The 16,489-nt window shown below is 47.3% G+C and carries 16 protein-coding genes and 1 pseudogene; 15 read left to right on the top strand and 2 right to left on the bottom strand.

The features are described from left to right. Positions 1–2: 2 nt before the first annotated feature. On the top strand, positions 3–986 hold the full coding sequence (trhO, locus tag D908_RS09410; protein ID WP_005524577.1) for an oxygen-dependent tRNA uridine(34) hydroxylase TrhO: 984 nt from the start codon (positions 3–5) through the stop codon (positions 984–986). Between the two features lie 25 nt (positions 987–1,011). Here the strand turns inward: trhO and D908_RS09405 are convergent, their stop codons facing one another. Next, complete coding sequence (locus tag D908_RS09405) at positions 1,012–1,911, bottom strand: helix-turn-helix domain-containing protein (RefSeq protein WP_005518462.1); 900 nt, start codon at positions 1,909–1,911, stop codon at positions 1,012–1,014. 206 nt (positions 1,912–2,117) lie between these two features. On the opposite strand from D908_RS09405, the gene D908_RS09400 reads away from it, so the two are divergent. The 10 genes and pseudogenes from D908_RS09400 to D908_RS09360 all read left to right on the top strand — a co-directional run bounded on the left by D908_RS09400 (position 2,118) and on the right by D908_RS09360 (position 12,827). Further along, positions 2,118–3,335 (top strand): sugar efflux transporter, encoded by a 1,218-nt coding sequence (locus D908_RS09400; protein ID WP_005524578.1) that lies wholly within the window; start codon positions 2,118–2,120, stop codon positions 3,333–3,335. 182 nt (positions 3,336–3,517) lie between these two features. After that, on the top strand, positions 3,518–3,694 hold the full coding sequence (locus tag D908_RS09395) for a hypothetical protein (RefSeq protein ID WP_000370566.1): 177 nt from the start codon (positions 3,518–3,520) through the stop codon (positions 3,692–3,694). Positions 3,695–3,916: 222 nt separating this feature from the next. Further along, complete coding sequence (locus D908_RS09390; protein WP_000852638.1) at positions 3,917–4,513, top strand: GTP cyclohydrolase II; 597 nt, start codon at positions 3,917–3,919, stop codon at positions 4,511–4,513. A 179-nt stretch (positions 4,514–4,692) separates the two neighbouring features. After that, entirely contained in the window at positions 4,693–5,955 is a 1,263-nt protein-coding gene (locus D908_RS09385) for an imelysin family protein (RefSeq protein ID WP_005524579.1), read from the top strand. 196 nt (positions 5,956–6,151) lie between these two features. Further along, positions 6,152–7,537, top strand: a complete 1,386-nt coding sequence (locus D908_RS09380; RefSeq protein ID WP_005524580.1) for a di-heme oxidoreductase family protein — start codon at positions 6,152–6,154, stop codon at positions 7,535–7,537. Positions 7,538–7,546: 9 nt separating this feature from the next. Beyond that, a complete protein-coding gene (locus tag D908_RS09375) occupies positions 7,547–8,554 on the top strand; it encodes an imelysin family protein (RefSeq protein WP_005524581.1) in 1,008 nt (335 codons plus the stop codon). Then, positions 8,544–9,619: pseudogene (locus D908_RS0119405) on the top strand (DUF1513 domain-containing protein). Before D908_RS09375 ends, D908_RS0119405 begins: the two are co-directional and overlap by 11 nt. 227 nt (positions 9,620–9,846) lie before the next feature. Beyond that, positions 9,847–11,415 (top strand): L,D-transpeptidase family protein, encoded by a 1,569-nt coding sequence (locus D908_RS09370; RefSeq protein ID WP_005524582.1) that lies wholly within the window; start codon positions 9,847–9,849, stop codon positions 11,413–11,415. Positions 11,416–11,558: 143 nt separating this feature from the next. Next, positions 11,559–12,107, top strand: a complete 549-nt coding sequence (gene mepK, locus D908_RS09365; RefSeq protein ID WP_001195149.1) for a peptidoglycan L,D-endopeptidase MepK — start codon at positions 11,559–11,561, stop codon at positions 12,105–12,107. A gap of 63 nt (positions 12,108–12,170) precedes the next feature. Next, positions 12,171–12,827 (top strand): MBL fold metallo-hydrolase, encoded by a 657-nt coding sequence (locus D908_RS09360; RefSeq protein ID WP_005524583.1) that lies wholly within the window; start codon positions 12,171–12,173, stop codon positions 12,825–12,827. Between the two features lie 8 nt (positions 12,828–12,835). Here the strand turns inward: D908_RS09360 and D908_RS09355 are convergent, their stop codons facing one another. Beyond that, positions 12,836–13,510 carry a DUF2982 domain-containing protein gene (locus tag D908_RS09355; protein WP_005524584.1) on the bottom strand — a complete coding sequence of 225 codons (675 nt, stop codon included), beginning with the start codon at positions 13,508–13,510 and terminating at the stop codon, positions 12,836–12,838. A gap of 172 nt (positions 13,511–13,682) precedes the next feature. Here D908_RS09355 and D908_RS09350 point away from each other — a divergent pair, with 172 nt between their 5' ends. The 4 genes from D908_RS09350 to D908_RS09335 all read left to right on the top strand — a co-directional run. Beyond that, complete coding sequence (locus D908_RS09350) at positions 13,683–14,081, top strand: hypothetical protein (RefSeq protein WP_005524586.1); 399 nt, start codon at positions 13,683–13,685, stop codon at positions 14,079–14,081. 351 nt (positions 14,082–14,432) lie between these two features. Then, positions 14,433–15,527 carry a TRAP transporter substrate-binding protein gene (locus D908_RS09345; protein WP_005524588.1) on the top strand — a complete coding sequence of 365 codons (1,095 nt, stop codon included), beginning with the start codon at positions 14,433–14,435 and terminating at the stop codon, positions 15,525–15,527. A gap of 100 nt (positions 15,528–15,627) precedes the next feature. Beyond that, the gene (locus D908_RS09340) at positions 15,628–16,167 is read left to right on the top strand and encodes a TRAP transporter small permease subunit (RefSeq protein WP_001257142.1); all 540 of its coding nucleotides are present in this window, start codon (positions 15,628–15,630) and stop codon (positions 16,165–16,167) included. Between the two features lie 9 nt (positions 16,168–16,176). Beyond that, positions 16,177–16,489: TRAP transporter large permease subunit (locus D908_RS09335; RefSeq protein ID WP_005524590.1), on the top strand; the 313-nt coding region annotated here is incomplete at its 3' end.

Below are 16,489 nucleotides of genomic sequence, written 5' to 3' on the forward strand. Positions count from 1 at the left end.
CCATGAGTCAATATGTTGTCTGTGCGCTCTACAAGTTTGTTGAGCTCAATCATTACCAAGAGCTGAGAGCGCCACTACTGGCACTGATGGAAGAGAACCACATTCGCGGCACATTGTTGTTGGCGCAAGAAGGCATTAATGGCACCGTCGCTTCTTCTCGCCAAGGAATTGATGCGCTGCTGGCGTGGCTAGACAATGAGCCCAGTTTAAAAGGCACTGTGTATAAAGAGTCTTTGGCGAGTGAGCCGCCGTTTAACCGCACTAAGGTCAAACTCAAGAAAGAGATTGTGACTATGGGTGTAGAGGGCATCGATCCGCGTCATGTGGTGGGTACTTATGTGAAACCGCAAGATTGGAACGAGCTGATCTCTGATCCCGAAGTGTTGGTGGTGGATACGCGTAACGACTATGAAGTGCAGCTCGGTACCTTTAAAAACGCACTCAACCCAAAAACTGAGACGTTCCGCGAGTTTCCGCACTATGTGCAGGAAAACCTTGATCCGCAAAAACACAAAAAAGTCGCCATGTTCTGTACTGGCGGGATTCGCTGTGAAAAATCCACCGCGTATTTGAAAGAGCAAGGCTTTGATGAGGTGTATCACCTTGAAGGTGGTATTTTGAAATACCTTGAAGAAGTGCCTCAAGAGAAAAGCTTGTGGGAAGGGGATTGTTATGTGTTCGACGGACGCGTTGCGGTAGGGCATGGCCTTGAGGAAAGTGACTATCAAATTTGTAATGCTTGTCGCCTACCTATTACGGAGGAAGACAAACAGAGCGAGCAATACGAACAAGGCGTCAGCTGTCCGCGTTGCTTTGGGTCACACACGGAAGAGCAGCTAGAGCGTTTCCGTGAACGTGAGAAGCAAGTTCAATTGGCGAAATTGCGCGGTGAAAGACATATCGGCGAAGAGAGTGCACACGTAATTGAAGCTCGCCGCGCTGAAAAATTGGCACGTAAAGCCGCGCAGCGTGGCCAGAAAGGTTAGCGAGTCGTGAGTGGGGGGCATTTCTCTACCCACTCACTGCTTGAAATCGCTGACGAAATTCCCTCGGAGTCATGGCTTTGAGGGTTTTAAATTGGCGGTTGAAGTTCGACAAATTTCCAAACCCAGTTCGCTCGGCAATTAACGCAATCGGCAGCGCAGAACTGGCTAAAAGCTCACACGCTTTACCGATCCGAAACTGCTTCAAATGCTCCGAAAAACTCATCCCATAATGCTTTTCAAATAAGCGATACGCCGAGCTTTCACTCAAATGTAAGTGATGACATAAGTCGGTGATTTTGATCGCTTGTGCGTAGTGCTGCTCCACATACTGTTTCGCCAGCTGAATTTTCTTGTGAATGTCGCTGTTACTGGCGAGTGGTGTCATCAAATACGGCGCAACGGATAGGCGCTGTGCTTGCGGATCGTCCGCCATCAACAGCAGAGATTCAATCACGCGCAAGCTCTGGTAACTGTGAGCTTGCTGCTCAAGATTTTCCAGTAAATGGGCGACTTGAATTGCGGTCTGCTCGCTCAGGTGTAAGCCATAAGCGGCATTTTTCTGTAAGCGTTTTAAGGCTTGAGCCTGCGGTAACACGCTTTGTAGTTTATCCAGCCACTCTTGCTTAAACCAGATAATCGTAGAGTGCAGGGTTTTGGATTGATTCAAGTGCTGTCGGCCTGCAATCATATGCGGCAAACCGGGGCCGTAGAGCAAGAGTGTATTGTGCTCAACCCCACCAATTGCATCACCAGCAAAATAGTTACCGACAAAACGGTGATCGGGGTTCTGGTAGAGCACCAGTTCATACTCAGTGTGATAGTGCCAAGGACAGGAAAACTCTTCTTTATGAGTGTTACTGTGGAACTCACGCAGTACCCAATCCTGACTGATGCCATTCATCACATTTTCAATTAAAGGCCGCATAAATACCTAAGCTAATTTTTACCTGTCAGTTTGATGGGCCTAAACTAGGGGAGTGGCTCAATTTCTGTCAAATGGTTGGAGTGTTTTGCCGGAATAGTATTAGAACTGGCTCGAATAACATCAATAACGAATATGTAGATTCAGTACACTAGCCGCCTTATCTATCCCATGAAATTTCATCTTCAGTTTTGCTACGGAGTTACTGCATGTATCGAGACAAAACCGCCTTACTGTTTATTATGTCGACACTGGTAACAGGTCTGTGCGGGGCTTTTTTCTATCCACTCTCTAGCTTGTTTATTGTTGAGGCGCTCGATGCCTCACCGATGCAGTTGAGCTTATATATGGTGATGGCGGTGGTCAGTTCGGTCATCGTATCGCAGTGGTTGGCGCGTCAATCTGATCGCCACTGGCAGCGCAAAACCATTTTATTAGTCTCATTAAGCTGCTATTTCATTACTGTGGTGAGTTTTATCTTCATCCGCAGTTATCCCTTGGCGATCATGGTGGTGGTGCTGTTTGCCAGTATAAGTGGGGCATCATTTGGTCAGCTTTTTGCGCTTGGCCGCGAATACGCCGATCGGCATTTAACCGACAAAACCACGTTTCTCTCCACCATGCGTGCCGGAATTGCGATTGCTTGGGTATTTGGCCCACCGGCGGCGTTTATGCTCAAAGCCAGTTTTGGCTTTAGTGCTGCCTTTGCGGTTTCTACGGCGATTGTTTCTTTAGCCATTGTGTTGATTGCCCGCTATTTGCCTGCAGGGGAAAAAACAGCAGCGGTTCAACCTGATGGTACACAAGTCGATTTAAGAAAATACTCGACGCGTAAGCGTGCGCTGATTGTGCTGTATTGCGTTACCTTGGTATGTACGTTTGGTGCGAATAACCTCTACATAACCAGTATGCCGCTCTATTTGTCTCGTGAATTGATGGTGCCTGAGCACTGGTTAGGCTTACTGTTTGGTACAGCGGCACTGTGTGAGATTCCCGTAATGTTAATGGCAGGAAAACTGGCACAGCGCTGGGGAACGAACAAATTACTCATGCTTGGGATCGCCAGTGGCATGCTGTTTTACGGTGTCATGCTCACCCACACCGGGTTTATCGCCATGATAGCAGCACAAGTTCTCAATGGTTTCTTTATTGGTGTGTGTGCAACGTTAGGTATGGTCGTTCTACAAGACATGATGCAAGACCGATTGGGCACCGCATCAACCCTGTTTTCGAGCATGCTCAGCATCAGCACGTTGGTGGCGAGCTTGTCGGTGGGTGTGGTGGGCGAGTTTTATAACTATTTCAGTACCTTATATGTTTCTTTGACGGGGGCCTTCAGTGCACTGATTTTATTAACGCTGTTTAGTCAATTGCAGCGCAAAACGGTGCAGGTGGAATCTTCTCAAAGTGAGGTTTCAGTCGGTTAAAGGCTGGTTATGACGGAGTGGAACTGAAAGCGGTCATTACTTATTCAAGGTGCCTAGTGCGTAATTATTCTGGAATGCGTAAAAATTATGTGACAATACTTCCATATCTTATTGCGTGATAAGAAATAATTATGAAAGAAGGTATTATTTTTAAGAAATGAATGTGATTGTGGAGAGGGTCGGTGGACAATTCGGTTGTTACCCAGTTGAAGAAAGAGTTCCACGCGCAATTGAGCGCGTTGCAAGCTCATTCTGCCCCACAATCAAAACCGACATTATCGGTGTTAACCGATGAAGAGTTGCGCCAATTAGAACAAATGTGGATTGAGCTGTGCGTCTGGAAGAAGTCGCAAAACTGATTTTTCTCTCCTCATTTTGATGACTGAATGAACCCAACCCGCAATGGTTGGGTTTTTTGTTGCTCAAAAAGACATTTGTTATAACATAACAATTTAAGCGTCCGAGTGATCTTTTCTTTGAAAAATGGGGTATCAGCCTCATAGTTAGGTCACTAGTAGAGACAAGTTATGCAAATGTTGAGAAACGTGCATCCCGTTACAAAGATTCAAGTGAGTGCAAATATGGCGGAAGTAAGAGCCAGAGTCGATTTCAAAGTCGGAGCCAAAAGCAATATTGACGCAGAAATCCTGTCATTTCATGGACTGCAATCTGATAAAGAGCATGTTGCGGTCATTTTCAAATCAGCCGATACCGCCCAAGAAGCCCCTTTAGTGCGTATGCACTCTGAGTGTTTAACGGGCGATGTTTTCCATTCTTCTCGTTGTGATTGTGGTGAACAGCTGGAAGAAACCATTACCAGAATGGGTGAGTCAGGCGGCATCATCCTGTATCTGCGTCAAGAAGGGCGTGGCATTGGTTTATACAACAAGATTGATGCTTATCGTCTACAAAGTCAGGGTATGAACACCTATGAAGCCAATAATCATCTTGGTTTTGGTGATGATTTGCGTGATTTTACCGAAGCAGCACAGATGTTGAAGGCATTGGGAGTGCATAAGATCCGCCTTGTGACCAACAACCCTAAAAAAATCCGTGAGTTGAAAGAACACGGTATTGAAATTGTTGAGGTTGTGCATACCTCAGCTCACATCAAAGCTGGTAATGAAAGTTACTTGAAAGCCAAAGTTTCCCACGGCAAACATCAATTAAAGCTGTAAATTTCTGTTTTATATAGACTTTGAGCCATCTGGTGAAAAATTCAGAATGTTATTAAACCCCACGCTTGTGGGGTTTTTTGTATGTGTGCTTGAAAAAAAATTGTAAATTTGTATTATCTGCAACGAAATAACAAATGATAATAATTTGCAATACATATTAAGCCATACAAGGATGACACATGAAAGTTAAGTCTATTCTCACTTCTGCCATCTTAGCTTCGCTGACGTTGAGTGCTTCAGCCAGCTTTGCAGCAGCACCAACTCAAGCTCAAGTGGTTGAACATTACGCCAACATTGCACATGCCGTTTATGCGGATTCTCGTCTTACCGCTCAGCAGCTGCAAAAATCGATTGATCGTTTCTTGCAAACGCCAACAGCGAAAGGCCTAGACGAGGTAAAACAAGCGTGGTTGGCTGCTCGTGTTCCTTATCAACAATCTGAAGTTTTCCGTTTTGGTAACACGATCGTCGATGACTGGGAAGGTCAATTGAATGCTTGGCCATTGGATGAAGGTTTGATTGATTATGTATCAGGTAGTTATCAGCATGAGCTGGGCAATGAAGGCGCGAATGCCAACATTGTTGCCAATACTTCACTGACGATTGGCGCTAACAAACTCGATGTAAAAGAAATTACCCCTGAACTTCTGGCGAGCCTGAATGAAATCGGTGGTTCTGAGGCGAATGTGGCGTCAGGCTATCATGCGATTGAATTCTTGCTGTGGGGGCAAGATTTGAATGGCACTAAGGCGGGAGCGGGTGCGCGTTCTTATACCGACTATCTGCAAGGTAAAGAGTGTACCAACGGCAATTGTGATCGCCGAGCGCAATACCTCAAAGCGGCCGCTCAACTATTGGTGACTGACCTTGAATGGATGGAAAAACAGTGGGCAAACGGGGAGAAAGGTAACTACCGTCAGCAACTGTTGAACGAATCCACAGAGAATGGCTTGCGTAAGATGCTGTTTGGTATGGGTTCTCTTTCTCTGGGTGAGCTAGCGGGTGAGCGCATGAAAGTCGCGCTGGAAGCGAATTCAACCGAAGATGAGCACGACTGTTTTTCGGACAACACGCATAACTCGCACTACTACAACGAGCAGGGCATCTACAATATCTTCACTGGCACCTACACTCGTGCGGATGGTTCTGAGCTGAAAGGCCCAAGTCTGTATGAGTTAGTCGCAGAAAAAGATGCCAGTGCGGCAAAAGAGATCCTGCAACAGTTTGAAACTGCCAGAACCCAAGTCGGTGAGTTAGTCACATCAGCAGAGAAGAATAATCAACATTTCGATCAGCTCATCGCAGCCGATAACACTGCAGGTCACGCCATCATCAATCAAGCCATCATGGCACTTGTGGTTCAAACAGGCTCTATTGAGCGTGCTGCAGGCATTATTGGCATTGATAACCTAAACCCAGATACGGCGGATCACGAGTTTTAATCTGTCACTCTAGTTATCCTTTCCCTCTGTAACACAGAGTAGGAAAGGGGTTGATCGATTTTGCAATAAAACCCAATCCCGCTTTGCGCGAATTAATATACCCAAACGACTTGGAGTTGCAGGTAACCAATACCGCTGCAGCTTCAAGTAGGAAGGGGATAAAAAGGGATTGGGTTGTTTTTACAGGAACAATGTCATGAAGTCCTCTTTATCTCTGCTGCTGTTGGGTGCCGTATTGAGCAGTTCTGCCTTGGCTGCGGAGATTAAATCGGGTGGTGATACCAGTACCACCAAGGAAGGGGTGAACGCCTTTTCTATGCCAGCGACCAATTTACCGATTACCAAGCGCCTTGATTTTAGTGTGGGGAACAGTTTTTTCCGTAACCCTTGGGTACCTGCACCCGCTTCAACGGATGCTCGTGATGGTTTAGGGCCTTTGTTTAACACCAATGGCTGTCAAAACTGCCACATCAAAGATGGGCGCGGTCATCCGCCGGAACCTAATGATACACACGCGGTTTCCATGCTAGTGCGTTTGAGTATTCCGGCCGTGACTGAGCAACAGAAAGCGACTTATGCCCTCAATGGCGTTGTGCCTGAACCCACTTATGGTGGTCAGCTACAAGATTTTGCGCTGCCAGATCAAAAGCCCGAAGGGCGTATTCATATCACTTATGATGAAGTGGTGGTCACTTTTGCGGATGGTACTCCTGTTGCTTTGCGTAAACCGAATTTGAAAATCTTGGATCTCGCTTATGGCGAAATGCATCCGGATGTGCAAATGTCGGCGCGGGTAGCGCCGCCAATGATTGGACTTGGGCTTTTGGAAGGGATTGCAGACCAAACCTTACTGAAGTGGGCAGATCCAGAAGATCGCGATGGTGATGGCATTTCCGGACGAGTCAATCAAGTCCGAGATGTACGAACGGGTGAAACTGCGATTGGCCGTTTTGGTTGGAAAGCAGGGCAGCCCAACATCATGCAGCAAAATGCGGCCGCCTTTAATGGTGATTTGGGTTTAACCAGCCACCTGTTTCCACAAGAAAACTGCACGGAAAAACAGACGCTATGCCGCGAGCTACCGAGTGGTGGTTCACCAGAGGTCAGCGACAACATTTTGGATTTCGTGGAGTTTTATGCTCAGCACTTAGCGGTTCCCGTGCGTCGCAACGTGCAAGATCCTCAGGTGCAATTGGGTGAAAAACTGTTTGCCCAAGCGGGCTGCCAGTCTTGCCATAAAACAGAAGTCGTAACTCAGGAAAATGCCGATCGTCCTGCCCTCTCAAAGCAGCGTATCCAGCCTTACACGGATCTGCTGTTGCACGATATGGGCGAAGGCTTGAGTGATGGTCGCCCGGAAGCGTTAGCATCCGCACGTGAGTGGCGTACCGCACCTTTGTGGGGGATCGGTTATACCCAAGAGGTGAATGGACACACCTATTTCTTGCATGATGGTCGAGCACGCAACGTGATGGAAGCGGTACTGTGGCACGGTGGTGAAGCGCAAGCGAGCCGCGACAAGGTACTGCAATTTGACAAAGCACAGCGTGAAGCGCTGATTGCCTTTTTGAATTCGCTGTAGGAGATGAGGATGAAAAAAACGCTGACTCTTTTGGTTCTGTCGTTACTGACCGCATGTCAGAGTGCCTCAAATCCTGACCATTCCAGCCAAGCGGTGTTCGAGTTAGAACGTGAATATGCAGAAACTCTCGCTGAGCAGACCGGACAGTTGCAGCAGAGTGTGACTCAATATTGCCAAGCGCCGAATGGAGACACCACATTACTTAAACAGCAGTGGCAAGCCAGTATGCAAGCGTGGATGCGTTTGCAAGGCCAGCAGCGTGGCCCGAGTGCGGCGCTGGATCTAAGTTGGAATATGCAGTTTTGGCCTGATAAAAAAGACACGACTGGGCATAAGATGAAGCAGTTACTGGCTCAGCCTCAAGCATGGACGGCGGATGACATTGCGAAACAGAGTGTCGCGGTACAAGGTCTTGGTGCATTGGAATGGCTGATCTTCGATAGCAAATCCGTTCTATTGACTGAGCCACAACAGGCATGTCCTACCGCGATGGCGATTAGCCACCATGTGCAGCGTAATGCGCAAAATATTGCACAGGCTTGGCAAGATAACCCGTGGCAAACGCTGGATGAACAAGCGTGGCGAGCCGAGTACATCGCTCTGCTTTCTAATCAACTTGAGTTTGCTCTCTCTAAACTTAATCGACCACTGGCGAACATTGGTCAGCCACGGCCGTATTTTTCCGAATCATGGCGTTCTAAAACCTCGCTCAGTAATATGCGCTATAACTTGCTAGCGATTCAGGCGTTGTATCATGCCGATGGACAAGGGCTGGATGCCATGCTGCGCGAGCAAGGTATGGTAACGACGGCAGATCGCGTCTCCGATCAGCTCGCGGGGATTATCGAAACATGGCCGCAACAAGCTAGCCTGTTTGACATGCTGCAAACCAAAGCAGGGTATCGAGAGGTGTTAGTACTGCGTGATAAGTTCGAACAACTGAACTATTTGCTGCACGATGAAGTGGCGGTAGGGCTTGGCGTGGTGATTGGGTTTAATGCAACCGATGGTGACTGATGCAACTCGCCGCAATTTGCTGAAAGCGGCACTGTTTGGTGGCTGTACACCTTGGTTGGTCAATGCTTGTAGCTCCACACCATCATCGCGTGTGCCTTAGTTGGCTGCGCGATTGAGGGGCGAGAGCGTTTCAGTGTGGTAATGGCCGATAGCGCGGGACAAAAAATTGGCCAATTGCCTCTGCCAGCCAGAGGGCATGGGATTGCCATTCACCCTCATTTGCCACAGGCCGTTGCGTTTGCACGGCGACCGGGACAGTTTATGTCGGTGTTTGATTACCAAACGGCGCAGCAAATTGTGCTGCGTCCTGCCGATGCACAGCGTTACTACTACGGGCATGGTGTGTTTTCGGCAGATGGCCGCTTTTTGTATGCCACGGAGGGGGAGCAAAAAAACAGCCGTGGCGTGATCGGCGTTTATGAGGTTGCTGAACGCTATCAGAAAGTCGCTGAATTCAGCGGCTTTGGTGTTGGCCCACACGAAGTGATCTTGATGGCAGATGGTCGCTTGGTGGTGGGGGTTGGTGGTGTGCATACCTTTGGACGTGAGCCACTGAATCTGGACACCATGCAGCCGAATTTGACCTACCTCTCTGCACAAGGTGAGGTATTAGAGCAAATCACGCTTGCCGATCGTCATTTGAGCATTCGTCACCTGGCGCATGATGGTGCGCAAACCGTCTTGTGTGGTCAGCAGTATCGCGGCCAGCCGGATGATTATCCGTCGTTGGTCGCCATGCACAAAGGTTCAGGGCCACTCATTCCATTGCAAGCAGAGCCCGAACAGTGGGCGCGTTTCAATCACTACATTGCGAGTATTGCTGCGACGGAGGAGTGGATTCTTGCGACTTCACCCCCGGGAAATTGCTATGGAATTTGGTCTAAAGCCACGGGCGAACTGGTGGAGCTTGCCGCTCTGTCAGATGCTTCTGGCGTCGTGGTTCGCCATGGTGCATTTCAGGTGAGTTCGGGTTCTGGGAAAATCATTTTGCAATCGGCACCAGAGCACGCTCAAACTCACATGAGTAATGTGATGTGGGATAACCATTGGTCGGCGATTGGATAAACGACAAGTTTTCTGCTTTCCTGCGTTGCAGGTTGCAACTCTCCCAAGCATGGAGTCTCATCTTGGGAGATAACTAACCAAAAGAACGATGTCCTATTTTTGAATCATTCCATGCTGAACGGTAGACGATAAAATCGAGACATCATTAAAAAATTATCGATAGATCGCTTAAATTAGCGGCTTTCCTTTGCCATACTTACATCATCGTAGGCCAGTAGGGCGTTTTGATGAAAAGCAGAGTTGTCGTTGCTATCGCGTTATTATTCTTTGTTATTCCGTGTTCTGCTGCTCAGCGCTTTGTTGAGCTAGGTTGGATTGATTCCGCTTCTTCCATCTATGAGCAAATGGCTAATTCCGAACTGGTAGAACAGATCTACCAAAACAATAATGACCAATTATTGTGGAGTGATTTAGCCACAGCGAACCATTTTGAAGCCCAGCTAGAAGTGATTCATCGTGCGGGTTTTAGCCCGTTTTTTAATCGTCAATTGTCACTTATGCGTACCTACCGCCAGCAAAATCAGTGGTATGAGTATGATCTTTTAGCAACCGATACCTTATTGCAGTATCTAAGTTATGCAGAGCTGGCTCCGAAAGTAGGTATTCCGTGGTTTTTTGAAGCGGCGCTAGCAAAGCCGCTTGAGGCACCCAGTGAAGAAGGATTGCTTGCTTTACATATGGCGGTGGGCTCGAAAACCCTCGACCAGTTGGTTGATGAATATACGCCGAGAGATCCTGCTTATCAGCAGTTATTGAACACCTATCAATTCTTATTAGCGACTGAATCTCATGATATCCCTCTCTATGAGCAGACAGGGTTAAAACGTCCCGGTGATCCGTTAACGCATCGTGATGCGTTATTGCGTCGCCTGTCTCTGGTCAATCTTGATGTGACTGACGTTCGTGACGATATTACGTTTTACGATCAGACCTTAGTGAAACCGATAAAGCAGTTTCAGAACATGCATGGGTTAAAACCTGATGGTGTGATAGGGCCAGAAACCATGAAATGGCTGAATAAGTCAGTGACTGAAAGGCTGGCTTTGTTAGCGCTTAACGCTGAACGTATTCGATTGTGGTCGACGCAGCAAGGTACGGTGATTGTCGTGAATGTCCCCGGTTTTGAAATGAAATATTGGGACTCGGGTCGGGAAGTGTTTGGAGCAAAAGTGGTGGTTGGCCGGGTAACTCGCCCCACACCGGTGATGAACACTAAACTTGACTCATTGATCATCAACCCGATGTGGAATGTGCCTCGGAAAATCATGGTGGAAGATATTCTGCCAATGGTTAAACGCGATAGTGAATACCTTGCCCGACATCAGATAGAGATAATTCGTAGCTGGAGTGATCCCGAAGTGTTAGATCCACAGCTCATTGATTGGTCAAACATCAACCCAGAGACTTTCCCTTACCGTATGCGTCAGCAGGCTGGAGTGCAAAATGCACTCGGCATGTACAAATTCAATACCCCGAATTCACGCGCCATTTATCTGCATGACACTCCAAGTAAGCATCTGTTTAACAACGTATCGCGCGCGTTTAGTTCTGGCTGTATTCGTGTTGAAAATGCACAAAAATTTGCGCAAACCTTATTGGAGCAGCAAGGTATAGTGCTGAACGAGTTGCCTGCATACACTCAAGCGATTGCGCTTAAGAAACGGATCCCAGTACAAATCATCTACCAAACCGTTTGGTATGAAGGCGGAGCGCTGCAGTATCGAGATGATATTTATCGTTATGATTCCTCCTCAATCAGCAATGGTGATGCGTATCCAAATTTGACCAAAATTTGACAGCGGAAAATTTCCTTTATTGCTCAATGAATAAGCGGATTAGTCATTTGAATTAGTGATACCTAGCACGTTTTATGCATTTGATATCGAACCCAGAGTCCGGTACTTTCCGTACCCAGAGAGCCAAGTTCAGTAGGTAAAAAGTGCAGACAACACGACGAGATTTCTTAAAACTGACCGCGGGTGGATTGATTTTAGCCGCCTGTACGCCAAGCATCGCGTTCGCGAGTTATGCCGCTAAGCCAAGAGAATTGGCATTAAGCAATTTGCACACAGGCGAGAGTATTGAAACGCGCTATTTCAATGGCAAAGACTATGTACGTTCCGAATTGAAGCGACTGAATCACTTGTGTCGTGATTTTCGCCGTGATGAAGTTCATGCCATGGACAGAGTTCTGTTTGATCAACTGTGTCAGATTCAACAATTGCTAGGGACACAAGCCGAAGTGCATATTGTCTCTGGTTATCGTTCTCCGGCGACCAACAAACAGCTACGCAGTAAGTCAAAAGGCGTAGCGAAAAAAAGCTACCACATGTCCGGCCAAGCCATCGATTTTCGTTTAGATGGTGTTTCGTTGAAGAAAATCCGTGAAGCGGCAATCAGCTTGCAAGCGGGTGGTGTTGGTTACTATCCGAAAAGCCGATTTATTCACATCGATACTGGGCCTGTCCGTCAATGGGTTGGTGCCTAACTTGTCAAAGGCAGGCGTTAGTGACATAGTGCCTGCCAGTTAAGAACCAGACAGGATAGGTTTATGTCTTTACAATATCAGGTGGTGCCGGTTACGGCTTTTTCTCAAAACTGTTCTATCGTGTGGTGCGATGAAACCATGGAAGGCGTAGTGGTGGATCCGGGCGGTGATGTGAAACAACTGGCTATGTTGATCGCCGAACTCGGCGTGAAAGTCACCCAACTGGTACTAACTCATGGTCATCTTGATCATGTTGGAGGCACAGAGCCACTGGCTGAAGCCTTAGGTGGTGCACGCATTGTTGGCCCACATAAAGCAGATAACTTCTGGCTGCAAGGCTTAGAAGGCCAAAGCAAAATGTTTGGTTTCCCTCTTACTGAAGCATTTGAACCGCATCAATGGCTGAATGACGGTGACGTGGTCACGTTTGGTAAGCAAACCCTGCAAGTTCTTCACACTCCGGGTCATACACCTGGCCATGTCGTGTTGTTTAGTGATTCAGCTCGACTGGCGTTTGTGGGCGATGTGCTATTCAACGGCAGCATTGGCCGTACTGATTTCCCACAAGGTGATTTCAATACTCTGATCGCTTCGATTAAGAATAAGCTGTGGCCATTGGGTAATGATGTGACTTTTATTCCCGGCCATGGGCCTAAATCGACGTTTGGCCGTGAACGTGCCAATAACCCGTACGTAGCGGACGAAATGCCTCTTTATTAAATCCCTTTCTACGGATTACGCTCTGGCTCGGCGGCGGCAAGATAGCGCCGAGCCAATCCGACAAATTCTTCCGCGCTTCGATCTAAATCCTGTTCTGCAATAAACACGTCATACCCAAAGAATTCCCGTTGATACTGCATTCGATTGGCAAGCATGGCTTGTAACCCGGTGTATTGGTTGCCTTTTGCATCCATGTAAGGGGTTGAGTCTAAAACCAAATCTTCAAATTGATCCTGCTTGGCTAGTTGCTGAGCACCAAGGTAGAGCAGGGCGCGTTGGCTAAGTAGTACTTGGGTCGAGAGGCGAGGACAAATGCTGCTAAGGTAAGGCGAATAATCTTTCAGACGAATCCCCACCCACGGCAATGGCTGATGCCACCCTTCGCGCTCATAGCTGCATACGCCGATTTGGCTGATGTTATTCCATTTCACAACCCATCCACCTTGATAAAAATGCTGCTGAAAATGGGTTGCGGTCAGCGTGTAAGCGACTTGCCCTTTTAGAATCAACCAATAGGCAAGCCCTCCCCATGTGAAAAGCGCCAGTATGCCAATTAAGGCTTGCATGGCAGATTGCGCAATCCAGAGCACTAAAATGATGAGTGCAGTGGCGAGTAAAACTAACCCCTTGATGATTCTCGGAGTGAAATGGAACTGATGATTGTATAGTTGCAAAGTGGTCATGCGTTCCCCGTTTTCGAAACACTCCGCACAAATTATAACCATGCGATCGGCTAGAAGATCAATTGTCGCGGAGAACTTGACCTCATCCCTACAAACGGCGGGCGTAATTTGTTATAAAGCGCGCTTCAAAATTTTATGGTTGCCTTAGGGCAATGAAATGGAGACCGACCCGATGAGACTAGCTCATAAGCGTAAAGTGCAGGCTAAACTGCAAAAGCGCATTAAAGCGATCGTTGCAAACCTTGCTACGGTAAAAGCGACGGTGAAACCGAGCACATCTGTGCAACAGAAAGCGCAACCCGTGCACTCAAAGGCCCCTTCGGCACACAAAGTAGAGCAAGCGGCAGCACCCACTGTGATTTGCCAACTGACTCCGAAACAACAACAAGTTCTTGAAATCGTGCGTGATGCCGTTGAAGGCATTAACCCAAAAGCGATCGGTTTGATCGCAGGTCAAGACGAAGCGAAAGCCTCAGCATGGGCCGCAGGCGCACTGAAGAAGCTGCTTGATGAAAAGCTGGTCGAGAAAAACCAAGCCGGTAATAAAGTGACTTACACTCTGGCGGTGTAAGCCAGCCACAAAGCTCCGCCTCTAGGAGCTTTGTTTCCTTTTATCCAAACCTCAAGCTGTTTGACCATACCTTTGTCACAGTTTTTACTCTTTTCTTTAAAATCCTATCCCGCAGAAATTACTACGTACTAATTAGTCTATTTAATTTAAAAATATAGTTTATCTTACTGATTCTATTGATAATATGTTTTTGTTCTACGTATTTTTACTTACAACGAATGGCTAAGTAGCGATTGACAGTTGTTACTAGGCTGCGTGGTCTCGCCGATTTTTTCTGCAGTGAAAATCAACCACATTGTTGACGAGCCTGTCGCAGGGTGCGCAGGTATTGATAACCAAGGACGTCAAACAATGAGTCTTATCCATCAATCTGTATCACGAGTCATTAAACGGAGCGTGCTGGTCATTGCAGCAGGTGTTTCGCTGCTGGCGACTTCCGCGTTTGCTGAAGAAAAAGTTTATCGCTTAACGCTGGCTGAAACTTGGGGGCCGAACTTCCCGATTTTTGGTGACACCACAAAGAACATGGCGGCAATGGCAGAGAAAATGTCCAATGGCCGTTTGCAGATCCGTATTGATTCTGCCAACAAACATAAAGCGCCGCTGGGTGTGTTTGATATGGTGAAATCAGGCCAATACGATATGGGACATTCAGCTTCCTATTATTGGAAAGGCAAAGTGCCGAACACGCTGTACTTTACTTCTATGCCCTTCGGTATGACTACAGCGGAGCAATACGCGTGGTTTTATCACGGTGGTGGTATGGAGTTGATGGATAAAGTTTACTCGCCACACAACATGCTTTCTTTCCCAGGTGGTAATACCGATGTGCAGATGGGTGGCTGGTTTCAAAAAGAGATCAACACTGTTGAAGATCTTCAAGGTCTGAAAATGCGTATCCCTGGTTTTGCGGGAGAAGTGCTAGCAGAGCTTGGTGCTAAGCCAACCAATATTGCTCCGGGAGAGCTGTATACCTCATTAGAGCGCCGCACGATTGATGCGTTGGAATGGGTAGGCCCATCGCTCGATTTACGTATGGGTTTCCACAAAATTGCCCCTTATTACTACACAGGTTGGCATGAGCCAGCAACGGAGCTGCAATTCTTAGTCAACAAGCGTACATGGGAGAAATTGCCAGAAGATCTGCGTGAAATCTTGCGTGTCGCAATGCGCACCGCAGCTTATGACATGTATGTACAGTCTGTGCATGAAAGTGGCAAAAACTGGGCTTCTATCACCCAAGAGTATCCAGATGTCAAAGTCAAAACTTTCCCAGCACCTGTTATCAAAGCGTTGCGTGAAGCGAATGACCGTCTGTTAGCAAAACATGCTGCGGAAGATCCTCTTGCTAAAGAAATCCAAGAATCGCAAGCCAATTATCTAAATCAAACACGCAGTTGGACAGACATCTCATTACGCGCTTATCTCAACAGTGAATCGCAATGATATGTTGAACTACGTCTAGGAAGCCCAAGAAAAGTACATAACAATAAAGCTCCGTGCACATTGGTGACACGGAGCAATTTGATTCGACAGGGAGTTGAGAATGAGAAGTCTGATTTATGTTGAGCGGATATTTAACCGCCTCAGCGATCTGCTGGGGTGGATCTCCAGCGTTTTGTTTATCTTGTTGGTGGCGAATGTGGTGTATGACGTTGTGATGCGTTACGCCTTCAATGATGTTTCTATCGCATTTCAAGAATTAGAGTGGCATCTGTTTGCCACCGTTTTTTTGCTCGGTATTCCTTACGCGATTAAAGCGGGCGGTCATGTACGAGTCGACTTGTTCTATGAACGTTTATCCATGAAAGCGCAAGCCGTCATTGATGTGCTTGGCACGCTGTTTTTCCTCCTGCCATTTTGTCTGTTGGTGGTCTATTACGGGATCGATTTTGCCAAGGAAAGCTATGAGCTTGGCGAAACCTCCGGTGATCCGGGTGGCCTACCTTACCGCTGGATTATCAAAGCCATGATTCCCGTCGCCTTTACATTTATGGCGGTGAGTGGTGTTGGCCTTGTTATCCACTCGCTTAATAAAGTGTTTAACCCCCGTTTGATCCATGCAGACCTCAACCAAACGAAGTAAGGGAAACGTATGATTGGTATTGTGATGTTTTTCGTTGCCCTGTTTGCGCTTTTAATCGGTTTTCCTGTGGCGTTTACCTTTGGCGGTATTGCACTAATTTTTGGTGTTTGGGCAGAAGGCATAGAGATGTTTGCGTTTATGCCTTACCGCATTCAATCGATTATGGAAAACACGGTATTGATGGCAGTGCCGCTGTTCGTGTTTATGGGGCTAGTGCTGCAAAAAACTAAGCTGGCGGAACAGTTACTCGAATCAATGGGGCGTCTGTTTGGTGGCATTCATGGCGGGGTTGCGATTTCCACCGTGTTAGTCGGTACATTAT

Source organism: Vibrio mimicus CAIM 602 (assembly GCF_000338875.1).
GTDB classification, from domain to species: domain Bacteria; phylum Pseudomonadota; class Gammaproteobacteria; order Enterobacterales; family Vibrionaceae; genus Vibrio; species Vibrio mimicus.

Bases quoted from the DNA above. Each gene is read 5' to 3' on its own strand.
- trhO (WP_005524577.1), top strand. From the start codon at position 3: ATGAGTCAATATGTTGTCTGTGCGCTCTACAAGTTTGTTGAGCTCAAT.
- D908_RS09405 (WP_005518462.1), bottom strand. From the start codon at position 1,911: ATGCGGCCTTTAATTGAAAATGTGATGAATGGCATCAGTCAGGATTGG.
- D908_RS09400 (WP_005524578.1), top strand. From the start codon at position 2,118: ATGTATCGAGACAAAACCGCCTTACTGTTTATTATGTCGACACTGGTA.
- D908_RS09390 (WP_000852638.1), top strand. From the start codon at position 3,917: ATGGCGGAAGTAAGAGCCAGAGTCGATTTCAAAGTCGGAGCCAAAAGC.
- D908_RS09385 (WP_005524579.1), top strand. From the start codon at position 4,693: ATGAAAGTTAAGTCTATTCTCACTTCTGCCATCTTAGCTTCGCTGACG.
- D908_RS09380 (WP_005524580.1), top strand. From the start codon at position 6,152: ATGAAGTCCTCTTTATCTCTGCTGCTGTTGGGTGCCGTATTGAGCAGT.
- D908_RS09375 (WP_005524581.1), top strand. From the start codon at position 7,547: ATGAAAAAAACGCTGACTCTTTTGGTTCTGTCGTTACTGACCGCATGT.
- D908_RS09370 (WP_005524582.1), top strand. From the start codon at position 9,847: ATGAAAAGCAGAGTTGTCGTTGCTATCGCGTTATTATTCTTTGTTATT.
- D908_RS09360 (WP_005524583.1), top strand. From the start codon at position 12,171: ATGTCTTTACAATATCAGGTGGTGCCGGTTACGGCTTTTTCTCAAAAC.
- D908_RS09355 (WP_005524584.1), bottom strand. From the start codon at position 13,510: ATGACCACTTTGCAACTATACAATCATCAGTTCCATTTCACTCCGAGA.
- D908_RS09350 (WP_005524586.1), top strand. From the start codon at position 13,683: ATGAGACTAGCTCATAAGCGTAAAGTGCAGGCTAAACTGCAAAAGCGC.
- D908_RS09345 (WP_005524588.1), top strand. From the start codon at position 14,433: ATGAGTCTTATCCATCAATCTGTATCACGAGTCATTAAACGGAGCGTG.
- D908_RS09340 (WP_001257142.1), top strand. From the start codon at position 15,628: ATGAGAAGTCTGATTTATGTTGAGCGGATATTTAACCGCCTCAGCGAT.